The organism is Nocardia heshunensis (assembly GCF_054782115.1).
In genome coordinates this window covers 1258106-1275989 of sequence record NZ_BAAGTC010000009.1, presented here as the reverse complement: position 1 = coordinate 1275989, position 17884 = coordinate 1258106, and the positions used below count along the sequence as shown (strand labels likewise).

At 67.3% G+C, this 17884-nt stretch carries 16 protein-coding genes and 2 pseudogenes; 8 read left to right on the top strand and 10 right to left on the bottom strand.

Going from position 1 to position 17884, the window contains the following annotated elements:
• Nucleotides 1-75 precede the first annotated feature (75 nt).
• Complete coding sequence (locus tag ACYVN4_RS34215) at nt 76-870, top strand: phosphatase (RefSeq protein WP_460726288.1); 795 nt, start codon at nt 76-78, stop codon at nt 868-870.
• Nucleotides 871-883: 13 nt separating this feature from the next.
• On the opposite strand, the gene ACYVN4_RS34210 is transcribed toward ACYVN4_RS34215, so the two are convergent.
• Nucleotides 884-1909 carry a GlxA family transcriptional regulator gene (locus tag ACYVN4_RS34210; protein WP_460726286.1) on the bottom strand — a complete coding sequence of 342 codons (1026 nt, stop codon included), beginning with the start codon at nt 1907-1909 and terminating at the stop codon, nt 884-886.
• Nucleotides 1910-2003: 94 nt separating this feature from the next.
• On the opposite strand from ACYVN4_RS34210, the gene ACYVN4_RS34205 reads away from it, so the two are divergent.
• Entirely contained in the window at nt 2004-3419 is a 1416-nt protein-coding gene (locus ACYVN4_RS34205) for an MFS transporter (RefSeq protein WP_460726284.1), read from the top strand.
• Nucleotides 3420-3492: 73 nt separating this feature from the next.
• Here ACYVN4_RS34205 and ACYVN4_RS34200 read toward each other — a convergent pair whose 3' ends face one another.
• Together ACYVN4_RS34200 and miaB are read right to left on the bottom strand one after the other, a co-directional pair.
• The gene (locus ACYVN4_RS34200) at nt 3493-4074 is read right to left on the bottom strand and encodes an Rv2732c family membrane protein (RefSeq protein ID WP_460726833.1); all 582 of its coding nucleotides are present in this window, start codon (nt 4072-4074) and stop codon (nt 3493-3495) included.
• Between the two features lie 313 nt (nt 4075-4387).
• Complete coding sequence (gene miaB / locus ACYVN4_RS34195) at nt 4388-5944, bottom strand: tRNA (N6-isopentenyl adenosine(37)-C2)-methylthiotransferase MiaB (protein ID WP_460726831.1); 1557 nt, start codon at nt 5942-5944, stop codon at nt 4388-4390.
• 216 nt (nt 5945-6160) lie between these two features.
• Here miaB and ACYVN4_RS34190 point away from each other — a divergent pair, with 216 nt between their 5' ends.
• The 5 genes from ACYVN4_RS34190 to ACYVN4_RS34170 all read left to right on the top strand — a co-directional run bounded on the left by ACYVN4_RS34190 (nt 6161) and on the right by ACYVN4_RS34170 (nt 9837).
• Nucleotides 6161-6889: an amino acid ABC transporter ATP-binding protein gene (locus tag ACYVN4_RS34190; RefSeq protein ID WP_460726829.1), complete on the top strand. Its 729-nt coding sequence runs from the start codon at nt 6161-6163 to the stop codon at nt 6887-6889.
• Between the two features lie 16 nt (nt 6890-6905).
• Nucleotides 6906-7739, top strand: a complete 834-nt coding sequence (locus ACYVN4_RS34185; protein ID WP_460726282.1) for a glutamate ABC transporter substrate-binding protein — start codon at nt 6906-6908, stop codon at nt 7737-7739.
• Nucleotides 7740-7833: 94 nt separating this feature from the next.
• Nucleotides 7834-8514 carry an amino acid ABC transporter permease gene (locus tag ACYVN4_RS34180; protein WP_460726280.1) on the top strand — a complete coding sequence of 227 codons (681 nt, stop codon included), beginning with the start codon at nt 7834-7836 and terminating at the stop codon, nt 8512-8514.
• Nucleotides 8511-9416: an amino acid ABC transporter permease gene (locus ACYVN4_RS34175; protein WP_460726278.1), complete on the top strand. Its 906-nt coding sequence runs from the start codon at nt 8511-8513 to the stop codon at nt 9414-9416. The genes ACYVN4_RS34180 and ACYVN4_RS34175 overlap by 4 nt, the downstream gene beginning before the upstream one ends.
• Nucleotides 9417-9558: 142 nt before the next feature.
• Nucleotides 9559-9837, top strand: a complete 279-nt coding sequence (locus tag ACYVN4_RS34170) for a hypothetical protein (RefSeq protein ID WP_460726276.1) — start codon at nt 9559-9561, stop codon at nt 9835-9837.
• Between the two features lie 29 nt (nt 9838-9866).
• On the opposite strand, the gene ACYVN4_RS34165 is transcribed toward ACYVN4_RS34170, so the two are convergent.
• The 7 genes and pseudogenes from ACYVN4_RS34165 to ACYVN4_RS34135 form a co-directional block, all read right to left on the bottom strand.
• Nucleotides 9867-10289 carry a pyridoxamine 5'-phosphate oxidase family protein gene (locus ACYVN4_RS34165; protein ID WP_460726274.1) on the bottom strand — a complete coding sequence of 141 codons (423 nt, stop codon included), beginning with the start codon at nt 10287-10289 and terminating at the stop codon, nt 9867-9869.
• A gap of 87 nt (nt 10290-10376) precedes the next feature.
• Entirely contained in the window at nt 10377-10985 is a 609-nt protein-coding gene (locus tag ACYVN4_RS34160) for a hypothetical protein (protein ID WP_460726271.1), read from the bottom strand.
• 56 nt (nt 10986-11041) lie between these two features.
• The gene (locus ACYVN4_RS34155) at nt 11042-11701 is read right to left on the bottom strand and encodes a hypothetical protein (RefSeq protein WP_460726269.1); all 660 of its coding nucleotides are present in this window, start codon (nt 11699-11701) and stop codon (nt 11042-11044) included.
• A 33-nt stretch (nt 11702-11734) separates the two neighbouring features.
• A pseudogene (locus ACYVN4_RS34150) lies at nt 11735-11896 on the bottom strand (recombination regulator RecX); the annotation flags it as partial.
• 555 nt (nt 11897-12451) lie between these two features.
• A pseudogene (locus ACYVN4_RS34145) lies at nt 12452-12925 on the bottom strand (regulatory protein RecX); the annotation flags it as partial.
• 1173 nt (nt 12926-14098) lie between these two features.
• Nucleotides 14099-15136 carry a recombinase RecA gene (gene recA / locus ACYVN4_RS34140; protein ID WP_460726267.1) on the bottom strand — a complete coding sequence of 346 codons (1038 nt, stop codon included), beginning with the start codon at nt 15134-15136 and terminating at the stop codon, nt 14099-14101.
• A gap of 189 nt (nt 15137-15325) precedes the next feature.
• Complete coding sequence (locus tag ACYVN4_RS34135; RefSeq protein ID WP_460726266.1) at nt 15326-16348, bottom strand: Lrp/AsnC family transcriptional regulator; 1023 nt, start codon at nt 16346-16348, stop codon at nt 15326-15328.
• A 95-nt stretch (nt 16349-16443) separates the two neighbouring features.
• Between ACYVN4_RS34135 and ACYVN4_RS34130 the strand changes: the two genes are divergently transcribed.
• Entirely contained in the window at nt 16444-17844 is a 1401-nt protein-coding gene (locus ACYVN4_RS34130; protein ID WP_460726263.1) for an MFS transporter, read from the top strand.
• Nucleotides 17845-17884: the final 40 nt, after the last annotated feature.

Sequence of the window (17884 nt, the reverse complement as noted above, 5' to 3'; positions counted from 1 at the left end):
CCAGCAGGCCGGGCCGGATTCGTGGCCTCACAGGGTGGTCCGCAGGGTTGCGCGTTCGCGGTTAGGCTCGCGGGCATGGCACCGAGTCGGGAAGAGTTGATTGCGCATCTGCTGGCCACGGGGATGGCCGGGCGGGTGGCTACGCCTCGGGAGAACAATCTGGCGCATTATTGGCGGCTGGCGCAGCGGGATCCGGGGTATACGTTCGGGTTGGAGATCGGGCCGGAGTGGGATGTCGACGCCATTTTCGAGTTGATGGTGCGGCGGGTGGGGGTGGATGCGCGGCGGAATCATCGGCGTGGAGTGGACACCATCGATCCGGAACGGACTGTGGCGGCGCTGGATCGGTATGCGAAACGGTTCGACAAGGCATTGCGGGAGCGGCAGCGGGTGTTGTTCGCGACCGGGCATCCGCAGCGGCTCGGGCCGATGTATCAGCGGTTGGCTTCAGCGCTGGCCAAGGCCGGGGGGACGGTGGTCGAGGCGGGCGCGGGGGCGGGGTACAACGATGAAACACGGTATGGCGCAAAGCGGCTCGTGATCGATTACTTCTTCGGCGTGGGTACGTTGATGGATGCCGGTGGATCGATCCACACGCATTCGGCGATGCCGATCAGACTGGCTCTCGACGCGCTACGCAGATCCGGGCAGCCGATGCCGGATCTTGTTGTCGCCGACCACGGTTGGTGCGGTGGCGCGGCGCAAGCGGGCATCGACGCCATCGGGTTCGCCGACTGCAACGATCCCGCGTTGTTCGTGGGTGAGGAAATCGGCGTCGTCGCGGTGGCGGTCCCCCTCGACGACGGTCTCGCGCCCGAACAGTACGGGCTGCTCGCGGAATACATTCTCAGCGTGTCATCTGCGAGCTGAAACTAGTTACCGCTCAAAGCAGTTGGGCGGATTCGGTGACCACCTCGTGACGGGTGGGGCGGTGCGAGCGGCGATATTCGCTCGGTGAAACGCCTACCTCGCGATTGAAGTGGGTGCGCAGATTAGCGGGGCTGCCCAGACCGCAACGGTCGGCGACCACATCGACGGGGAGATCAGTGAGCTCGAGCAGTTCCCGGGCGCGGATCAGACGTTGAGTGAGCAGCCAGCGCAGCGGAGTCGCGCCGAGTTCGGCGTGGAAGCGGCGGGCCAGGGTGCGGTCGGACAGGTTGGCATGCGTGGCAAGATCCGAAACCGTCAGGGGGCGTTCGAGATTGGTGAGCGCCCAGTCGAGGGTGGTCGACAGGCCGGAATCCGCGGGCTGGGTGGGAACCGGGGACTGCAGGTATTGGGCTTGGCCGCCCGCGCGATGCGGGGAGACGACCAGGTAGCGGGCGGCGGCATTGGCGGCCTGCGCGCCGAGGTCCTTGCGGATCAGGTGAATACACAGGTCCAGCCCGGCGGTGGTGCCCGCGCTGGTGAGGATGCGGCCGTCGTCGATGTAGAGCACGCCCGGATCGATCTCGAGGTGCGGGTGGCGGGCACGCATGGCGTCGATGTGTCGCCAGTGCGTGGTCGAGCGGCGGCCGTCGAGCAGGCCCGCGGCGGCCAGCACGAACGCGCCGGTGCACAGCGAGGCGATGCGCGCGCCACGCTCGTGAGCCGCGCGCACGGCCTCGACCAAATCGGCGGGCGGATCCTCGCGAACGTTCGGGGTGGACGGGACGATCACCGTGTCCGCACGGATCAGATCGTCGTAGTCGTATTCGGTCAAGGCCACGAAGGGATCTCGCAGCGTGGCGTGGTGCGTACCGCGGGGACCGCAGAGCCGAAAGTCGTACCAGTTGTCGGGGTCGACGCCGATGGGCGGCTCGTAGAACACCTGATACGGGATGGCCACCTCGAAGATGGGCATGCCGGGTGCGACGGCGACGGCCAGGGTGCCGGGACCCGTCGCGGAGGGCTGGCCGATGCGATCCATGACTCCAACCTAACGCCGGTCGTGTCAGAAATCTAGCGCACTATGGCATTCCTGCCACTCGTCGCCGAAGCCGCGACTTCGGATAGTCGAAGGCATGACCACGACGACCGAACGCACTCCCCCGGTCCCGCAACCGGATACGGCCCCCGACCCGCGCCGCTGGCGGGTACTCGCCATCGCGGGCATCGCCCAATACCTGGCAATCCTGGACCTTTTCGCGGTCATCGTCGCGTTCCCGGCCCTGCAGCAGTCCTTCGGGAACGCCTCGACGAGCGCGGTGTCGTGGACGTTGAACGCCTACACCATCGTGATGGCCGCACTGCTGGTTCCGGCCGGTCGGTTCGCTGACGATACCGGCCGCAAACGCGGATTCCTGCTCGGCATCGCGCTTTTCGGCCTCGCCTCCATCGCCTGCGGCCTCGCCCCGAACCTGCCGATCCTGATCGTCGCCCGCATCCTGCAGGCCGCGGCCGCCGCCCTGCTCATCCCGACCGGACTGGGCCTGGTGCTGCCGGTGTTCGCAAAGCGGGAGCACACCACCGTCATGGGCATCTGGACCGCCATCGCCGCGGCGGGCGGCGCGAGCGGACCGGTGATCGGCGGGCTACTGTTGCAGGCCGGATGGCGGTGGATCTTCCTGCTCAACGTGCCGTTCACGGTGGTGGCCTTCGCTTTCGGGCTGCGGATCCTGCCCGATATCCAGCAGCGCGCCAACCGTCGCCTGGATCTACTCGGCGCGTCCCTCATCCTCGGCGCGACAGCGGCGTTCACCACCGTGTTCGTGCAGGCCACCGACTGGGGCTTCACCGCACCCGCGACCCTCGGCTGCCTGCTCGCCGCCATCGTCCTGACCGCGTTGTTCGTCTGGCACGTGCGTCGCCACCCCGACCCGGTGGTGAGCCCGATCGTGTTGCGGCACAAACTGTTCCGCACCGCCACGCTCGGCGTGTTCTGCTACTACCTCGCCTTCGCCGCCATGATCCTGGAGGCGACGCTGTTCATGACCGAGGAATGGCACTACTCGACGCTGCGGGCCAGTCTGGGCGTGGCCGCCATGCCGATCAGCTGCCTGCTGCTGTCCCCGTTCTCGGGCCGTTTCGTCGCACTGGTCGGGGCCCGCGCCTCGGCGGCGCTGGGCGGTGCCGCCATTGCGCTCGGCTGCGCTTGGTGGGTGCTGGCCAGCAGCTTCTCGAACTCCTATGCGCTGGTGATGATTCCGGGTGCCATCCTGGCCGGGGCCAGCACCGCCCTGCTGCAGCCGCCGCTGTTCGGGGCCTCGACCCTGCTGCCCGCCGACCAGATCTCGCTGGGCTCGGGCACGCTGATGATGGCGCGCCAGACCAGTTCCGCGCTCGGCGTCGCCATCCTCACCGCGATGCTGGGTGACGCGGCCACCCGGACCATGTCGGAGTTCCGGGCAGGCTGGATCTACATGGTGGTTGCGGGCCTGGCCGCCATGGCCGCGGGACTCGCCTACCGCCCGGACCGCGCCCCGGCCATGCCTGCGTAGCCGTCCGCCCCCGGGTACGAGAAAGGCCCGGTGGCAACCGGATTCGGTTTGCCCCCGGGCCTTGCGTGAAAGCTCAGTCGTCGCCGAACAACCGGCGGCGCTGCTGCTCTTCTGCCTTCGCCGCGGCCAGGCGGCGCTGTTCCTCGGCGGCCAGGTGCACATTGGTGCGCGCCCACACCACGCGCACCCAGTGGAAGGTCAGCACGATGATGGCGATGGTGGCCAGGATCAGGCCGATGCCCGGGCCCGCACCGTGATAGTTGCCGATGCCGGGCGTCTGGCGGTGCCAGATCGACAGCACGCCGAACACGCTACCGATGGCCGAGCCCGCCACCGCGATCCACGCCAGCAGCCAGCGGCGGGTGATGAGCGCCAGCACCGAGAACCCGATACCGAAGATCACCACGAACCAGACGAACAGTCGCGACGGCAGCCCGATGTGGTCGCCCTGGGCGACGGTGTCGTACAGCAGCACGTCGAAGCCGCGGGTCTTGCCCGCATGCGGCAGTACCAGCGAGGCCAGCAGCACGAACACCGCACCGGCGACCACCATGGCGCGCACGCCCGGATCGATCTCCCCGGCGATCTTGCGTTCGACGGCCTCGAGGTCCGCGCGGAACTGCTCGAAGTCCTGATTGTTCTCCGCGGCCTTCATGCTCTCCTCGTTCGCCTCGGTCGGTTGCGCCTGTGCCGCTTCGCCTTCGGGATGCGCCGGGCCGGCCGGGGGTTCCGGCCGCTCGGCCGACTCGTCGGGGCCGGTGGGCTGCTGCTCGGTCATTCCGCTCGCGATCCTCGCTCACGCACCGCGTTCGCGCGCGGTACTGAAATGGTCGGCGGCGTGCGGTCGGAAGTTCCCGGCTACGGGCGAATCCTGCCGCACGTACCCCAGGCATCCTGCCCTATGACGCTGCGTAGTTGACAGCGACCCCGGCGTTCGCGACGTCGGCACCTGGGCAGGACCGATCCGGTCAGTCGCCGCAGGACGAACCGCAGCCTGCGGCCGCGGTCTCGACCACGATCGGGGCGCCGATGCTGGGCAGGCCCAGGCCGACGCCGATGGGGGCGGTCTTGGGGGTGATGCCGCGTTCGTGGGCGTCGCCCGCGCGGGTGCGGCGGTGGGTCAGGACCTCGCCGTCGGCGATCAGGTAGTGCGGGGCCGCGCCGGTGACATCGACGGTGATGACGTCGCCGGGGCGAATCTCGCTGCCGGGGGCCGGGTTCGGGGTGGGGCGGAAGTGCACGAGGCGGCCGTCGCGGGCGCGGCCGGACATGCGGGCGGTCTTGTCGTTCTTCTTGCCCGCGCCGTCGGCGACCAACAGCTCGACCGTGGCGCCGATGAGCGCCTGATTGCCCTCCAGCGAAATCTGTTCCTGCAGTTCGATGAGCCGGTCGTAGCGTTCCTGCACGACCTCCTTGGGCAGCTGATCGGGCATGGTCGCGGCGGGCGTGCCGGGCCGGATCGAGTATTGGAAGGTGAAGGCGCTGGTGAATCGGGCCTGCCGCACCACATCCAGGGTCGCCTGGAAGTCTTCCTCGGTCTCGCCCGGGAAGCCGACGATGATGTCGGTGGTGATGGCGGCGTGCGGCATGGCCGCGCGCACCTTCTCGATGATGCCCAGGAACTTGGCGCTGCGGTAGGAGCGGCGCATGGCCTTGAGCACGCGGTCGGAACCGGACTGCAGCGGCATGTGCAACTGCGGGCACACATTCGGCGTCTCGGCCATGGCCTCGATGACGTCGTCGGTGAATTCGGCCGGGTGTGGGGAGGTGAAGCGGACCCGCTCGAGGCCCTCGATGGTGCCGGTGGCACGCAGCAGTTTCGCGAACGCGCCGCGGTCGCGCTCCTCGGTCGGGTCGGCGAAGAAGACGCCGTAGGAGTTCACGTTCTGCCCCAGCAGTGTGACCTCGAGCACGCCCTGATCGACCAGCGCCTGCATCTCGGCGAGCACGTCACCCGGGCGGCGATCGACCTCCTTGCCGCGCAGCGCCGGCACGATGCAGAAGGTGCAGGTGTTGTTGCAGCCCACCGAGATCGACACCCAGCCCGCGTAGGCGGACTCGCGCTTGGCGGGCAGCGTCGACGGAAACGCTTCCAGCGCTTCGATGATCTCGACCTGGGCTTCCTCATTGTGGCGGGCCCGCTCCAGCAGCACCGGCAGCGAACCGATGTTGTGGGTGCCGAACACCACGTCCACCCAGGGGGCCTTCTTCACGACGGTGTCGCGATCCTTCTGCGCCAGACAGCCGCCGACCGCGATCTGCATGCCCGGCCGACCGGCCTTGATCGGCGCGAGGTGGCCGAGGGTGCCGTAGAGCTTGTTGTCGGCGTTCTCGCGGACCGCGCAGGTGTTGAAGACGATCAGATCGGCGGTCGCGCCGGTGTCCGCCTTCACATATCCGGCGTCCTCGAGCAGACCCGAGAGGCGTTCGGAGTCGTGCACGTTCATCTGGCAGCCGAAGGTGCGGACCTCGTAGGTCCGCGCATCGGCCTGGACTGCCTCATCACGCGCTGAAACCTGCGCCAACGAATTCACCCAACCAGGGTAATGGCTGACCTCGAACGACCCTAAAACGCATCCGCATCTCGCAGCCGATCCCCAGGCCGTTCGCAGGGTTACGGGAGGATGTCGAATTCCCTCGGCGCACCCATGTGCCACCCAAAGGCGAGCAAATCGGGCACGGTGTGGATAGGGTCACTGGTCATGACCGATGCTGCCGATTCCATCAGCACGTCCGCGCCGATGATCTCTATGCGGAATGTGGACAAGCACTTCGGCTCGCTGCACGTATTGCGTGACATCAATCTCGAGGTGCCCCGGGGGCAGGTCGTGATCGTGGTGGGACCCTCGGGCTCCGGCAAGTCGACGCTGTGCCGAACCATCAACCGGCTCGAAACCATCGACTCCGGCGACATTGCCGTCGACGGAGTCCAACTGCCCGCCGAAGGCAAGGCGCTCGCGCAGCTGCGCGCGGACGTGGGCATGGTGTTCCAGCAGTTCAACCTGTTCGCGCACAAGACCATTCTCGAGAACGTGATGCTCGCACCCGTGAAGGTGCGCCGCATCGACAAGTCCAAGGCCCGCGCCCGCGCGCTGGAACTGCTGGAGCGGGTCGGCATCGCCAACCAGGCCCAGAAGTATCCGGCGCAGCTGTCGGGCGGGCAGCAGCAGCGCGTCGCGATCGCGCGGGCACTGGCCATGGACCCGAAGGTGATGCTCTTCGACGAGCCCACCTCCGCGCTCGACCCCGAAATGGTGTCCGAGGTCCTCGACGTCATGGTGCAGTTGGCCAAGGACGGCATGACCATGCTGGTCGTCACCCACGAGATGGGCTTCGCGCGCCGCGCGGGCAATCGGGTGCTGTTCATGGCCGACGGGCAGATCGTCGAGGACACCGAACCCGAATCCTTCTTCACCGCACCGAAATCGGATCGCGCCAGGGACTTCCTGGGCAAGATCCTCTCCCACTGAGAGAACAGGACGTTCGATGAGGATCAACCACGCGATCCGGATCGCCGCCGGAGTGGCTGCCCTGGCGCTCACCGTCACCGCCTGCGGCGGCAGCAGCAACAAGACGGCCAGCCAGCACGCGGCCGACGGCAAACTCACCGTCGGCATCAAGTACGACCAGCCGGGCCTGGGACTGCAGAACAAGGACGGCAGCTTCAGCGGCTTCGACGTCGACGTCGCCAAGTTCGTGGCCGACAAGATGGGCGTGAAGCCGGAGAACATCACCTTCAAGGAAGCGCCGTCGGCGCAGCGCGAGACGCTGATCCAGAACGGGCAGGTCGACTTCATCGCCGCGACCTACTCGATCACCGACGCGCGCAAGGAGAAGGTCGACTTCGCCGGGCCGTACTTCCTGACCGGACAGTCGCTGCTGGTGCGCAACGACAACACCGACATCACCGGGCCGGAATCGCTCAACGGCAACAAGAAGCTGTGCTCGGTGAAGGGTTCCACCCCGGCACAGAACATCAAGGACAAGTACGCGCACGAGGTGCAGCTGCAGACCTACGACACGTATTCACTGTGCGTGGAGGCGCTGAAGTCCGGTTCGGTCGACGCGGTCACCACCGACGACATCATCCTGCGCGGTTACGCGGCGCAGTCGCCGGGCGCGCTCAAGGTGGTCGGCAATCAGTTCACCGTCGAGAAGTACGGCATCGGCGTGAAGAAGGGCGACACCGAATCGCGCGGCAAGATCAATGACGCCATCGACGCCATGATCTCCTCCGGCGCGTGGAAGGCGGCGCTGGAGAAGGAATTCGGTTCCACCGGCTACCAGGTCCCGGATGCGCCGAAGGTCGACCGGTACTGATCCACGGACGCGCGCCGGGCGGTTGCTTGCTGCTGAAGCCATGCACTGATCCGCCTGGCGCGCTTCGTTTTCCGATCGGAGGAATGGGGCAGTCGTGTTCGACTTGATCTCCAACTATCACACCAAACTGCTCGACGCGTTCTGGGTGACCATCAAACTCACGCTGTACTCCGGGTTCTGGGCGTTGATCCTCGGCACCCTGATCACGGCCATGCGGGTGTCGCCGATTCCGATCGCACGCTGGATCGGGACGCTCTACGTCAACATCATCCGCAATACGCCGCTGACACTGATCATCGTGTTCTGCTCGATCGGCCTGTACTCGACGCTGGGGCTGCGGCTCGCGGCCGAAGGGCCGGACAGCATCTCGGAGAACAACTTTCGGTTCGCCATCATCGGATTGAGCGTCTACACGGCGGCTTTCGTGTGCGAATCGCTGCGGTCGGGCATCAATACCGTGCCGTTCGGGCAGTCGGAGGCAGGGCGGTCGCTCGGGTTCACCTTCGGGCAGAATCTGCGCTATGTGGTGCTGCCGCAGGCGTTTCGGGCGGTCATCGCGCCGCTGGGCAGCGTGCTCATCGCGTTGACCAAGAACTCCACCATCGCCTCCGCCATCGGCGTCGGTGAGGCCGCACTGCTGATGGCCGAGATGAACGAGAACGAGGCGGCGGTGCTCAACATCGGCGCCATCTTCGCGCTCGGATTCGTGATCCTCACCCTGCCGACCGGACTGTTCTTCGGGTGGCTGGCCAAACGATACGAGGTGAAGCGATGACCGCGGCATCCGTCCTCTACGACGCGCCCGGACCCCGCGCGCGACTGCGGTATCGCATCTACTCGGTGATCGCCATCCTGGTGGCGGCCGTCGCGGCCTGGTTCGTGATCAAGGGACTCGCCGACAAGGGGCAGTTCAGCTCCGAGAAATGGAAGCCGTTCACCGACGCCGAGGTGTGGAAGACCTACCTGCTGCCGGGTCTGCGCGGCACACTGGTAGCGGCGGCGCTCTCGATCGTGTTCGCGCTCGTACTCGGCATGGTGTTCGGCATTCTGCGGCTGTCGGATCATCGGGTGGTGCGATGGGTGGCGGGCGCGGTCGTGGAGATCTCGCGGGCCATTCCCGTGCTGGTCCTGATGATCTTCCTGTTCAACCTGTTCGCGCAGAACAACATCTTCCCGTCCGACCAGCTGGCACTCTCGGCGGTCGTGGTGGCCTTGACCATCTACAACGGATCGGTCATCGCCGAGATCGTGCGCTCCGGCATCAAATCGCTGCCCAAGGGGCAGACCGAGGCCGCCGTCGCGCTCGGGATGCGCAAGACGCAGGTGATGGTGTCCATCCTGCTGCCGCAGGCGATCACCGCCATGCTGCCCGCGCTGATCTCGCAGATGGTGGTGGCGCTGAAGGACTCGGCGCTGGGCTATCAGATCACCTACCTGGAAATCGTGCGCAAGGGCACGCAGCTCGGTGCGGCGGAACAGAATCCGATTCCGTCGCTGATCGTGGTGGCCGTCATCATGATCGGGCTCAATTACGCGCTGACCTTGTTCGCCACCTTCGTGGAGAAGTGGGTGCGCACCCGCAAACGGGGTTCCGGGACCTCACTACCCGCGGGGACGGTCGCCGCGCCACCGGGAATGTCGGTTGTCATGACGGGGCAGACCACCGGCGGACTGTAGTCGCCGACACCGTGACCGGGCGACCGGTTCGGGAGCCACTACTCCCGAACCGGTGCCGGGCATCGGATGTGGGTGCGGGGTATTGCGGGAATGCTCGCCGACCTGCAGACAATTCTCATGTTCGGCTCGCATACTGATTTTCATGAACGAAGACGACAGCGCTCGAAGAGAATTCGTCTTCGGGCTTTTTCTCATCACCGTCATCGCGCCACTCGCCGCAGGGCTCACCGCCTTCGCGGCGCTGCTCGGGGCCGCATGGATCACCGACGGGCGAGCCCGGCTGCGGGCGCAGCGGGGACAGGGCGTGAACGGGGCGACCGCGCCGGTACGACCGGCCACGCAACGGCCCCGCAGCCGAGTGCGCCAGCGTCATCCCCGCCGGGTGTTGTCGAATAGCCGACCCGGCGGTGTCCTGCACTGATTCTCAGCGGTGCGCTGGACCGAACCTCGTCAGGCCGCGCCCATATCGGCGGAGAGCCACTGCTCCGGCCGCATGAACACCGCGACCTGCTCACCCAGCGATTCCGCGAACTTCAAATAGGGTTCAACCCGTTCCGGCGCTAGGTAACGCGCCGCCATTTCGCGCAACATCGCATCGGTCGCGGGCGCGATCCGCAATACCGGCCCCTCCGCGGTCACATACCGCACCCGCGGTGTCACCGTCTGCACCATGATGCTGAACCGCCCCGCGCCCTCCAGCGCCTTGACCTTCCGCGAGCCCGCCCCGGTCGTCACCCACAACTCCCCGCCGGGCGAATACTGATACCAGATCGGCACATTGAGCGGAGCCCGATCCGGCCCCACGGCCACGGCAAGCGCACCGATATGTGGCTGAGCCAAGAATTCCTGTCGTTCCTCAGACGTCAATGCCATACCCCCACCGTACGGACAGGCACCGACATCCCCTCTGACCGACATGATGCTGTCCCACAACAACTTCCGCCCCGCCGCGACGGCCACCTATTCGACAAAATAGAACAGACCCCAGCCGCGCCGGTCGGCCTCCTGGACGACCTCGCCCCAATCCGTCAGTACCGTCGCCCACTGATCGAATGTGTCGTACCAACCGGTCCATTCGGTAATCTGGGCGGTCAGGGGTGCGCGCAGTTCCTCGAGCCGGGCGGCACAGAACGGCCAATGCCGCGCCAGCGCCGCGACTTCCACCGGCGAGCAGGCCGCGTACAAACCTTGCGCTCCATCGGTCTTCAAACCCGACGGTCCAACCAAATCAGCCTCGCCGTCGGCACCACGCCACAGCAGTCTGCCGATGAACACATCGAACAACGCCACCAGATCGGAAGCGACATCGTCCCTGTCACGGACACCCTCCCATGCTTCCCCGAGCCACCAATGTGGCTTGAACGACCTACCGAATCGAAACGCGCACTCGCCGAACCACGGCACCGGGTCGTCGTGACGCCAAAGGAAACGGCCCTCCTCGAAGTACGCGCCATCCTCCTCCGACGGATGGCCCCAGATCAGCATCCAGAGCTCTTCCGCACCAACATGACCCAGGGTCTCGACCACACGATCCCACCGCCCGATCGCCGCATAGATATCCACACCCACACCCGCATCCTGAACCGTTACGGCCCTAGCAGCCAGTGGTTTAGCGTGCGCCACCCTCACACGGCGCTGAAGGCCGCTGCGAGATCGTGAGCGTGAGCGAAAGCATCGGACCATTCCGGGTCGGCGGAATTGTCTTCGAATGCGTGCAACAGCCTGTCGCGCACGGATTCCCGGCCGAGCCAGAGGCGGATTTCGGGGTTCGGGCGGCGGACGGAGTAGAAAGCTATGACGAATTCGGCGAGCCGCCGATCGGCTGGCGACGTGTGCGTCGCATCCCAGACCGACAGGAAGCGGTCCGAGGGTATGTTCGCGGTCGCAACCGCCGCCAGGAATTTCGCGGCATTGGTGAAAGTGCCTGTTTGCGAGGGGAATTCCGACAGGAGTGCCAGCCATATCTCGTTGAGAACGGCGTCGACGGCTGTGCGCTCCGGCGGTGGCCACGACAGCCAGTCGTGCTGCGGCAGCTTGCCCAGGACGATGCCGGGGTCGAGGTCGCCTGTAGTTGCGAGGCGCTCGAACAGCAACGGCAGCAAGGCTTTGACGTCGTCGGCATTACCGACGGTGTTGCCGAGTTTGAGGCTCAACCAGTACAGGTCGACTTCCGCCACGCGCACCGGAGGACCGCAGTGCGGGCAGCGTTCCAGGATGGGGCGGCGCGGGTAGCGGTCGAATGCGGACGCGAGATCCCGCAGGGCGGCGGATATCCCCTCGGTCATGGCGCGATTCTCTCAGTCCGGGGGTGGGGGCGACTAATAGTTATTCGCAAGTTCGGACTTCACTACCGAATATGCGGTGGATTGGGAGAAGCCGCGGCGAGCAAGGAGACCGACCAGACGGTTCGTGGCCTTGGCTCGGTCCAGGTTCGGGGGCAGGGTGCGGAGTTTGGCGCGGACGAGGTCGGCGGCACGGGCGAACTCGTCGTCCTCAGAGGTGGCGGGGTCGTCTTCGACATTCACACCTGCATCTAGGTGCTCCGGGCGGTCGGTGTGGGCAACCTGATCGGTGTCACGATCCGAGGCGCGGCCCGCACGGCGAGCCAATGACGACCGCGGGAACTCGGAAGTTGGCTCGGGGTGATCGCCGGACTCCGCCGGCTGGAGCGCCGCGGCAGCCTCGAGTTCCGCCGAGACGACGCGGTAGGCGGTGCCCGCGGTGAAGCCGCGGCGGGCGAGCATGCCTACCAGGCGGCGGGTGGCGGTTTCGCGGTCGAGGTTCGGGGAGAGGGTGCGGAGTTTCGCGCGGACCAGGTCGGCGGCGGAATCGGTGTCGTCGGAGGCGAATTCGCGGCGCTTCACGTCACGCTTCGACGGTGATCGGGTTGAGGAGGGCGGGAGGTCGGCTTCCGGCGATCCGTCGACGAGCGGTCCGTCCGTGGTGGAGTCGCGACGGGTCGCGGCTCGGGGCGAGCGCACGGGCAGGCGGGGCGAGAGGTCGGAGTCGTGGTCCGGGTGCTGGCGGCGTTCCGCGGCGGCAGCCAGTTCCGCGGTCGCGACGGCGTAGGCGGTGCCGGGGGTGTAGCCGCGGCGGGCAAGTAGGCCCGCGAGGCGGCTGATCACCTTGTCGCGGTCGAGATCCGGAGACAGGGTGGCCAGCTTGCGGCGGGCCAACTCGGCTGCGCGGGCAGCCTCGGCTTCCGGCGTAATCGTTTCGAGGGCGGGCTCGGCGTCCCCCGGGGCAATGCCCTTGCGGCGCAGTTCCTCGGCGAGGACCTTCTTGCCCTTGCCCGAGTAGGTGTGGCGGGAATACACCCACTGTTGGGCGAACGCCGCATCATCGACGAGTCCCACCTCGGCAAGCCGGTCCAACGCCCGCTTCGCCACCGCGGCCGCAAACCCTTTCTCCGCCAAGCGATCCGCCATCTCGGCCCGGCTCCGCGCCCGATCCGCCAGCATCCGCAGACAGACCTCCTTCGCCTGCGCCTCCGTCCCCCCACCAACCGGCGCGCCCGGTTGCGGCGACTCCTCCCCCGAGTCGCCACGTCCACGCCGCCTACCACGACGGCCTCGCCTCTCCCCCGAATCCCCGGCAGCATCGGCATGCTCGGGGTCCTCCTCCCGGAGGTACCCGCCTCGACGACGAGTCCCCCGCCGTGAGGTTTCGGTGGTGTCGTTGTCGAACCCGCCCCCGTACGAGTAATCCCCCGCCATCGGTGAATTCACGTCATCTCGGCGACTGCTGCGGCGTGCGATCGGCTCGCGATCGGCCGAATCCGAGTCGCCAGACCCGTGACGAAGGTCCGTCGTGTGATCGATCGGTCGGCCGCGCCGGTTCGCTCCCGGCGCGGCTCCCTCCGCATCGCCGAATTCGGCGGACTCCCGCTTGGTCGCTACCGAGTCCCGTGTCGTCCGGCGGCTACGTGTCTTCGAATCCTGAGCGCCTTCGGCAGCTTTCGCCGCTGCGGTCGCTTCAGCCAAGGCCGCCCGAGCGGCCTGCAGCTTCTCCTCTCGGCTCGCGGTCGGTGAGATCGGGACGATGTCGGGGGATTCCGGCGCCCGCAAGGATCGCCCGGTACCGGTGTCGCCTACCGCGCCGCCGTCGCCGGGGGCAGTGGGCGCTTCCTCTCGCCACTGCCCCGGCGCGCGGCGTCGCCCGGTGGGCGGACGGCGGTGGGGGCGGGAAGGATTCGGGGCGGGTTCGACATCGGCGGGGGCCAGGTCGAGGGTGTCGTCGGCCGGGTGGGCCGGACGCTGGAGGTCGCGACCGTGGGCGGTCCGAGGCGTTGGCGGCTCGGGAAAGTCAGGTCGTGAGTTGTCGGCGATATCGCGTTGCGGGGACACGGACTGGTCGTCCGAGGTGGTCGCGTTGTCGGTGGTTCGCCAGCTCGAGCGCTGGTAGTCCGATGAATCTGCTTCGGGGGCAGGCGAATAGGCGACGGCGCGGTCGGGGCCGTAATTCCAGGTGCCGGTGCCGGACGCGTAGGGGTCGGTGGAGTCGCGGCCGAAGAGGTCGTGGCTCTGGTCGGGAGACGGAGACCTGGGCGCACGGGGGGCGCGTTTGGCGGCGCGGGCGGTGGTGGCCTCGAGTTGGCGGCGGAGGCGTTCTACCGCGTCCAGGCGGGGGGTGGGCCCCGGCGAGTCAGGCCGGGGCCCTTCGGAATCCCGAGGGGTCATCGATCAGAAGTCGGCGGGGGCAGCCTCGTCGGCGGTGACGTCGGCGCCGATGCCGAGCTTCTCCTTGATCTTCTTCTCGACCTCGTCGCGGACGTCGGTGTTCTCGAGCAGGAACTTGCGGGCGTTCTCCTTGCCCTGACCGAGCTGGTCGCCCTCGTAGGTGTACCAGGAGCCGGACTTGCGGATGAAGCCGTGCTCGACACCCATGTCGATGATCGAGCCCTCCTTGGAGATGCCGACACCGTAGAGAATGTCGAACTCGGCCTGCTTGAACGGCGGCGCGACCTTGTTCTTGACGACCTTCACGCGAGTGCGGTTACCGACCGCGTCGGTGCCGTCCTTCAGGGTCTCGATGCGGCGGACGTCCAGGCGGACCGAGGCGTAGAACTTCAGCGCCTTACCACCGGTCGTGGTCTCCGGCGAACCGAACATGACGCCGATCTTCTCGCGCAGCTGGTTGATGAAGATGGCGGTGGTGCCCGAATTGTTCAGGGCCGAGGTCATCTTGCGCAGCGCCTGGCTCATCAGACGCGCCTGCAGACCGACGTGGCTGTCACCCATCTCGCCCTCGATCTCGGCGCGCGGCACCAGGGCGGCGACGGAGTCGATGACGATGATGTCGATGGCGCCGGAACGCACCAGCATGTCGGCGATTTCGAGCGCCTGCTCACCGGTGTCGGGCTGCGAGACCAACAGGGCGTCGGTGTCGACACCGAGCTTGCGGGCGTACTCCGGATCCAGCGCGTGCTCGGCGTCGATGAAGGCGGCGACACCGCCGGCGGCCTGGGCATTGGCCACCGCGTGCAGCGCGACCGTGGTCTTACCCGAGGATTCCGGGCCGTAGACCTCGACGATGCGGCCACGCGGCAGGCCACCGATGCCGAGGGCGACATCCAGCGCGATGGACCCGGTAGGGATCACGGAGATGGGCTGACGCTGCTCCTCTCCCAGACGCATGAGCGCGCCTTTGCCGAAGCTCTTCTCAACCTGGGCCATTGCCAGTTCGAGGGCCTTGTCACGGTCGAAAGCCGCTGGTGCCATCGTCAGTTCCCCTTCTCAACGGGTGTGTCTCATGCTGTGGTTGGCGCCCACGTTAGAGGGAGGCACCGACAAGTTCCGACGCCGAGCTTAGACGAACAGATGTTCGACGCAAGCGACGCGCTGAACGACACGCGAAAGACCTCGCGACACACGGCAGGCAATCACTCAGCAACCCATCGGCGTGCAGGCTCAGGGCACAACCGCGATCTTGCGGGCGTCGATCAGGCTCTGGGACTGCTTGAAAATTCGCAACGCGGGGGTCACCTCGACATCGTTGATCCCCGGCAGCGGGCCCAGGCGTTCGGTGACGAACCGGTAGAGATGGGCATTGTCGCGGCAGACCACCGACACGTTCAGATTCGCCGTGCCGGTGACCGCGGCCAGATATGCCACCTCCGGATGCTGGGCGATCACCATGCCCACCTCCTCCAGATGCGCCGGATGGACCTTCAGCCACAAGGCCGCCCGCGCGGTGTAACCCATGAGTTCCAAGGCGAAGTCGAGATCGAAGTACAGCACCCCCGACTCCGTCAACTCGCTCATCCGTCGCGCCACCCGGGTCGCACTCCAGCCCGTGGCGGCGGCCAGTTGCGCATACGGCGCGCGACCGTCGCGCGCCAGAATCGCCAGCATCGCCTCATCCTCCCGCGACAACGTGACCGGGGACTCCGGCCCGAGCGGGTCCCACATGGGCGGGCGCGGGCCGAGTTCGGCCAACTGTTCGGGGGTCAGCAGCCGGCCGTAGCGCGGCCACTCCTCGGTGAACGGGAACTGCCGCAGCACCTCGAAGACGCTCAGCCCGAGCACCGGGGTGGCGCGCGGAATCATGCGCAGTAGCAACTCGTCCCGGCGCTGCAGCGACCGAGTCCGACCCACGCACATCACATCGAAGCCGGTGCTCAACAGGGAAACCCAGCTCAATTCCGGCACCCGGGCCAGGGATTCGGCCAGCGCCACCGCTTTGGCGGGAGTCGAGGTGATGCGCATGATCCAGCGGGGTTGACCCAGCGGCTGGGTATTCACCTGCCCCGCCACGTGAATCACGCCCCGCGTGAGCAACGACCGATACCGCCGCGCCACCGTCTGTTCGGAGACCCCGAGGATCGCCCCCAGCCGCGCGAAGGGGATGCGCGCGTCGGTGACCAGGCCGTGCACGATCTGCTTGTCGAGCACATCCAGAACGGAGGAATCATCCAGGTCTTCCTCAGGCATAGGAGGATTCTAACGCCATTGACCGGATAGCTAGGTAGATCCGAGCGCCTCTCGCATTCTTGGAGTCGAAATCATTCGCTCTTCTGGAGGTTCCCATGCGGAAATGGCTACCCCTCTTCGCGGCCTGCTTGGGGACGCTGATGCTCCTCATCGACGTCACCATCGTGAACGTCGCGCTGCCCGATATCGCCGACGATCTCGGCACCGGCCTGTCCGGATTGCAGTGGGTCGTGGACGGTTATGCTCTCGCGCTGGCCGCACTGCTGCTGGTCCTGGGGTCGCTCGCGGACCGGGTCGGCGCGAAGCCCACCTACCTGGTCGGTCTGGTCCTGTTCGCGGCGGCCTCGCTCGCCTGCGGTGTCGCACACTCCGCCGAGGTGCTGGTGGCGGCGCGGACCGCGCAGGGCATCGGCGGCGCGGCCATGCTCGCGACCACGTTGTCGCTGCTGCACGCCACCTACACCGGCCGCGATCGCGGTGTCGCGTTCGGGGCGTGGGGTGCGGTGGCGGGCGCGTCCGCCGGAATCGGCGTGGTGCTCGGCGGCGTGCTCACCGATCTGCTGTCGTGGCGGTGGATCTTCTTCGTCAACCTGCCGATCGCCGCGATCACGATTCCCTTGACCGCCATTGCTTTCGGCCCGTCGCCGCGTCGCGCCGATCGCAAGATCGACCTGCCGGGCATGGCGGCCTTCGCGCTGGCCGCAACTGCGGTCATCTACGGCATCATCCGCGGCGGCGAGCACGGCTGGACCGACACCCGCGCCGTCGCCGCCCTGATCGCCGGTGCGGTGGCACTGGTTTCGTTCCTCGTCATCGAATCCCGCAGTGCCGCACCGATGTTGCCGCTGCCACTGCTGCGCCACACCGGCCTGGTCGCCACCCTGATCGCCGCGCTCGGAATGAGTTTCGCCGCCTTCGCGGCCAGTCCGCTGATCTCGCTGTGGCTGCAGCAGCAACTGCATCTGACTCCGCTGCGGGCGGGCCTGTCGCTGCTGCCGATGTCGGTGAGCGCGTTCCTGGTGTCCGGTGTGTTCGGCCGCCAACTACACGACCTGTCCCCGCGGTGGACCATCGGCGGTGGCCTGGTCACGATCGGCATCGGCAGCGGACTGCTGACCCTGATCGACGCCGGATCCTCCTGGACCGCTTCGGTTCCCGGCCTGCTGGTGATCGGCGCGGGCGTCGGTGTGATGGCACCGCCGCTGGTGGCCGTCGGCATGGCCGCGGTCCCGCCGCAGCAGAGCGGCACGGCAGCTGGCGCGGTGAACACGGCGCGACAACTGGGCCTCGCCCTCGGTGTCGCGGTACTGGGCACGGTCTTCCGCAGCGCCGCCGGTGACAGCCGCCCGACCCTGTCACACTTCGTGACCGGCCTGGACTCCGCCGTCGCGGTGGCGAGCGCCGTCGGAATCACCTGCGGTGTAGTGGTTTACGCCCTCTTCCGCGCCCACGAGCGGGTGCCGGAAGCAGAGCCCCTCCCGATTCCGGTCGGCTGACGCCGTCTCGCCGCATGAAATACAAGGTCAGGGAGTACTC